This window comes from Blastomonas sp. CCH1-A6 (assembly GCF_001556365.1).
Taxonomy (GTDB): Bacteria; Pseudomonadota; Alphaproteobacteria; order Sphingomonadales; family Sphingomonadaceae; genus Blastomonas; species Blastomonas ursincola.
The window spans coordinates 1-4,787 of the sequence record NZ_LSIS01000214.1; the positions used below are offsets into that span (position 1 = coordinate 1).

Annotated in this window: 3 protein-coding genes and 1 pseudogene; 2 read left to right on the plus strand and 2 right to left on the minus strand. The window is 64.5% G+C overall.

Annotation, left to right across the window (positions count from 1 at the left end):
* Positions 1 to 364: pseudogene (locus AX735_RS26305) on the minus strand (4-(cytidine 5'-diphospho)-2-C-methyl-D-erythritol kinase); the annotation flags it as partial.
* Positions 365 to 415: 51 nt separating this feature from the next.
* Positions 416 to 2,068: an electron transfer flavoprotein-ubiquinone oxidoreductase gene (locus AX735_RS09420; protein ID WP_066279027.1), complete on the minus strand. Its 1,653-nt coding sequence runs from the start codon at positions 2,066 to 2,068 to the stop codon at positions 416 to 418.
* 114 nt (positions 2,069 to 2,182) lie between these two features.
* On the opposite strand from AX735_RS09420, the gene AX735_RS09425 reads away from it, so the two are divergent.
* Positions 2,183 to 2,950, plus strand: coding sequence for a uracil-DNA glycosylase family protein (locus AX735_RS09425; protein ID WP_156447456.1), 768 nt, complete (start codon positions 2,183 to 2,185; stop codon positions 2,948 to 2,950).
* A gap of 4 nt (positions 2,951 to 2,954) precedes the next feature.
* Complete coding sequence (locus AX735_RS09430) at positions 2,955 to 4,709, plus strand: lytic transglycosylase domain-containing protein (protein ID WP_066279019.1); 1,755 nt, start codon at positions 2,955 to 2,957, stop codon at positions 4,707 to 4,709.
* Positions 4,710 to 4,787: the final 78 nt, after the last annotated feature.

The following is a 4,787-nucleotide window of genomic DNA, read 5'->3' on the forward strand; positions in this document are numbered from 1 at the left end:
CCCCCGCCAAGTTCCCGAGCGAAGTCGAGGGACGTTGCGCATACGTCCCTCGACTACCCGGCTTAGCCGGGAAGTTTATCCCGAGCGACTGGCTCGCCAGCCTGCCGAGGGGCTCGGGACAAACGGAAATTTGCAGCGACCGAGCGGCGCGGAGCACCAGATTGTCATCGTCGCTATCGAGGCCATGCGCGAATGGCCCGCTGATCGTCAGAGACAGCCCACCATCCGCGCGAGCGTTCGCGCTCAGCACATCCCCGCGATCGACAAAGGCGAACAGGCTCTCGAGATCATGATAGCCATCCTCGCGCCGCCGCCGGACGTGCAGCGCGAGGTTGACCTTGGCATAGGCGGTTTCGGTCAGCACCGGGGCTTCCGTTCCTCAAATCCTCCCCTGCAAGGGGAGGAATTTCGAAGGTCACATGTTCGGGTAGTTCGGGCCGCCGCCACCTTCGGGCACCACCCAGTTGATGTTCTGGCTCATTTCCTTGATGTCGCAGGTCTTGCAGTGGACGCAGTTCTGCGCGTTGATCTGGAAGCGCGGGTTGCCCTCTTCCTGCCCGACCACCTCGTACACGCCCGCAGGGCAGTAGCGCTGCGCCGGCTCGTCATAGAGCGGCAGGTTGACCTGGATCGGGATGCTGGGGTCCTTGAGCTGCAAGTGGACCGGCTGGTCTTCCTCATGATTGGTGTTCGACAGGAACACCGACGACAGCCGGTCGAAGGTGATCACACCATCGGGCTTGGGATAATCGATCGGCTTGTAGAGATCGGCCCGGCCCATATGCTTGTAATCGGGGTCGTGCTTCATCGTGATCGGCAGGCCGATACCCAGCTGACGCATCCACATGTCGATGCCGCCGAGAACGGTGCCGATGGTGCCGCCGAACTTGTCGACACAAGGCTCGACATTTTGGACCTTCTTCAGTTCCTCCGCGATCCAGCTGGCGTTGAGATTTTCCTGATAATCCGAGAGCTCGTCCGACGTGCGATCGGCTTGGATCGCGCGGAACGCGGCTTCGGCAGCGAGCATGCCCGATTTCATCGCGGTATGGCTGCCCTTGATGCGCGGCACGTTGACGAAGCCAGCGCTGCACCCGATCAGCGCGCCGCCCGGGAAGGCGAGCTTGGGCACCGACTGCCAGCCGCCCTCGTTGATCGCGCGCGCGCCGTAGGACACGCGCTTGCCGCCTTCGAGGATCTTGCGGATTTCCGGGTGCGTCTTCCAGCGCTGGAATTCCTGGAAGGGCGATAGATGCGGGTTCTGATAAGACAGCGCGACCACGAAGCCCAATGCCACCTGGCCATTGGCCTGGTGATAGAGGAAACCGCCGCCCCAGGCGTCGTCGAGCGGCCAGCCCTGGGTATGGATCACGCGGCCCGGCACGTGCTTCTTGGGGTCGATGTCCCACAGTTCCTTGAGGCCGATGCCATAGACCTGCGGTTCGCAATTGGCCTCCAGATCGAACTGGCGCTTGAGGATCTTGGTGAGATGGCCGCGCGCGCCTTCGGCAAAGAAGGTGTAGCGGGCATGCAGTTCCAGACCCGGCGTATAGTCGGGCTTGTGCTCGCCATCCTTGCCGATGCCCATGTCGCCGGTAGCAACGCCCTTGATCGAGCCGTCCTCGTTGTACAGGATTTCCGCCGCAGCGAAGCCGGGGAAGATCTGGACTTCCAGCTCTTCGGCCTTTTCCGCCAGCCAGCGGCACAGATTGCCGAGACTGCCGGTATAGGTGCCCTTGTTGTGCATGAACGAGGGCGTCGCGATATGCGGGATCGCCATCTTCCTGGTCTTGGTCAGCACCCAGTGATGGTTCTCGGTCACCGGGGTGGCGGCCATCGGGCAATCCTGCTCGCGCCAGTCGGGAATCAGCTCGTCGAGCGCACGCGGATCGAACACCGCGCCGGACAGGATGTGCGCACCGACTTCCGAGCCTTTCTCGATGACGCACACCTCGATCTCGGCATCCGCTTCCGCTGCCAGTTGTTTGAGCCGGATCGCCGCAGCGAGGCCGGCAGGGCCCGCGCCGACAATCACGACGTCAAATGGCATGGATTCGCGTTCAGTCATCTCGTCTTCCCCGTTGCTCAGGATGGGGCCTGTGCCATAAGGCGATGGCATGCCCTCTCCCGTTCACTCCAATAGCGCCGCAGCGCGCAAGTCAACCCGCTTTGGGGCATCAACGTGCTGACACCGGTGAACGATCCACTGCGCGAGGCACAAAGCCTGGTCGACTGGTGGCAGCTGGCGGGAGTCGAATGGGACTTTGCCGATACACCCAACGACTGGCTGGCCGATGATGCGCCGCCGGTGCGTACAGCGCCGGCGCAGCGCCCCGCGCCTCAGCAAGCGCCGGTGGCTGGCTCGCGTGCGCCCGGCGCACCCGTTGCCAAGGCGCCCGCCGAACTCGTCCTGCCCGAGACGCTCGATGCCTTTGTAGCGGCATGGCGCAGCGGGTCGCTCGCGGCCGACGGCGGCGACGGCCGCCATATTGCGCCAGCGGGTCGGAAAGGTGCTAGGGTGATGATCCTTACCGGCGCGCCCGAACGTGACGATCAGGACACGGTGCTGTCAGGTCGCTCGGGCCGGCTGCTCGACATGATCGCGCGCGCGTGCGGCTTTGCGCCGGAGGATGTCTACCGTGCCTCGCTGTTCCCGCGGGTCGTTCTCGACAACCAGGCGGCGCTGCCGCATCTTGGTACCTGGACTCGCATCGCCCGGCATCACATCGGGCTCGCAGCCCCGGAAATGCTGGTGGTTGCAGGCGAAGACACCGCCAGGGCGCTGCTCAGCCACGACCCATCGCAAAAGCCAACCGATTTGCATTTTCTTAACCATGGTGACCGAACTGTCAAAACGGTGGTCACGCGCAAGCTCAGCCTGATGTTTCATCGCATCGCGCAAGAGAAAGGCATGGCGTGGCAGCAATGGCAGAAGCTGCTCGTGGAGTAAGACCTTGCTGAAGAAAGCGCTGATCATCGCCGGGGGTGCGGCCCTGATCTCCTGCCAGCCAGCCATGGCCGAAGAATCATCCTATAGCTATTTTTCCAGTCGCGTCGCCAAGACGCAGGTGCCCGATCTGCTCTCCTCGTCGGAGCGCGACTATTATTCGCAGGTGTTCGGCGCGATCAGGGGGCAGAACTGGGCCAAGGCGAGCGAACTGCTCGACAGCCGCGAAAAGGGCGTGCTGCACGATATCGCGCGGGCCGAGCTGTTCCTTGCCGCCAATTCGCCGCGTGTCGAGATGGGACCGCTGCTCAGCCTGCTCAATGCCGCACCAGACCTTCCGCATGCCGAACGTCTGGCGTCGCTTGCCACCAAGCGCGGTGCGACGATCCTGCCCGACCGCCCCCAGATGGTGCGCATGGCGAATTTCGGCGGGCTGACCCGGCGGGGCAAGCCACGCAGCGTTGCCGACGGCACGGTGCCACCCACGCTTGCCGCGACGATCCAGGAACGCATCGTCGCCGACGATCCCGCCGGTGCGGCAGCGGCGCTGGCCGATCAGGTCGATTTCCTCAGCCCTCAGGCGCGCACCGAACTGCAGCAGCGGGTCGCCTGGTCCTATTATCTCGAGAACCGCGATCAGGAAGCACTCGACATGGCGCGCGCCGCGACGCTGGGTTCGGGCGAGTGGCTGGGCGAGGCGCACTGGACCGCCGGGCTTGCAGCATGGCGCCTGGGCAACTGCGCCGCTGCGCTCCAGGGCTTCGAAGGCGCCGCCGCCAATGCCTGGAACGAGGAACAGCGCGCTGCCGGATATTACTGGGCCTCGCGCGCCGCGACGCGCTGCCGACGCCCCGATCTGGTCCAGGCCAATCTGCGTGCGGCCAGCCAATATGGCGAGACGCTCTATGGCGTGCTCGCGGCCGAGCAGCTGGGCCTTGCCGACAGCTCGGTTCGCGCGCCCGATTTCAGCACCAACGACTGGAAACTGCTCAAGGACCGACCCAATGTCCGCCGTGCCATCGCGCTGACGCAGATCGGCGAATCGACCTTGGCCGACCAGGTGTTGCGCCACGAAGCGCAGATTGCCGGCGACAGCGCGCACGATTGCCTGCTGCGTCTCGCGCGCGATCTTTCGATGCCGCAGACGCAGATGTGGCTCGCGCAGAACGGACCGCAGGGCAGCCGCCCGGACAGCTTCGCACGCTTCCCCTCGCCTCGCTGGGTGCCGGTGGAAGGCTGGCGCGTCGATCCGGCGCTGGTCTATGCACATACGCTGCAGGAATCGAACTTCCGCAGCGATGCGCGCAGCCCTGCCGATGCGCGCGGGCTTATGCAGGTTCGCCCCGGCACGGCGCAGGACATGGCGCGCGCGCGCGGCCAGTCGCTCGATGCCAGCGCGCTCTATCAGCCCGCCGTGAACCTCGAATATGGCCAGCGCTATCTCGAATTCCTCAACACCCGGCCCGAGACCCAAGGGCTGCTGCCCAAGATCATCGCCGCTTATAATGCCGGTCCGCTGCCGGTCAGCCGTTGGAACGAGAAGGTGCGGGATAATGGCGATCCGCTGCTGTTCATCGAATCGATCCCCTATTGGGAAACGCGCGCCTATGTGGGCATCATCCTGCGCAACTACTGGATGTACGAAAAGCAGGCTGGCGTGAACTCGAAGAGCGCGACGGGCCTGGCCCAGGGCATGTGGCCACGCTTTCCGCATGCCGGTGGAATCGAGCTTGTCCGGCTGGATACGGTGCAGCACAACTGAGCGATGGCCATCGACGAATCGCGGGCGTTCAAGCCCATCAACATCGCGCTTCTGACCATTTCGGACACGCGCACCGCT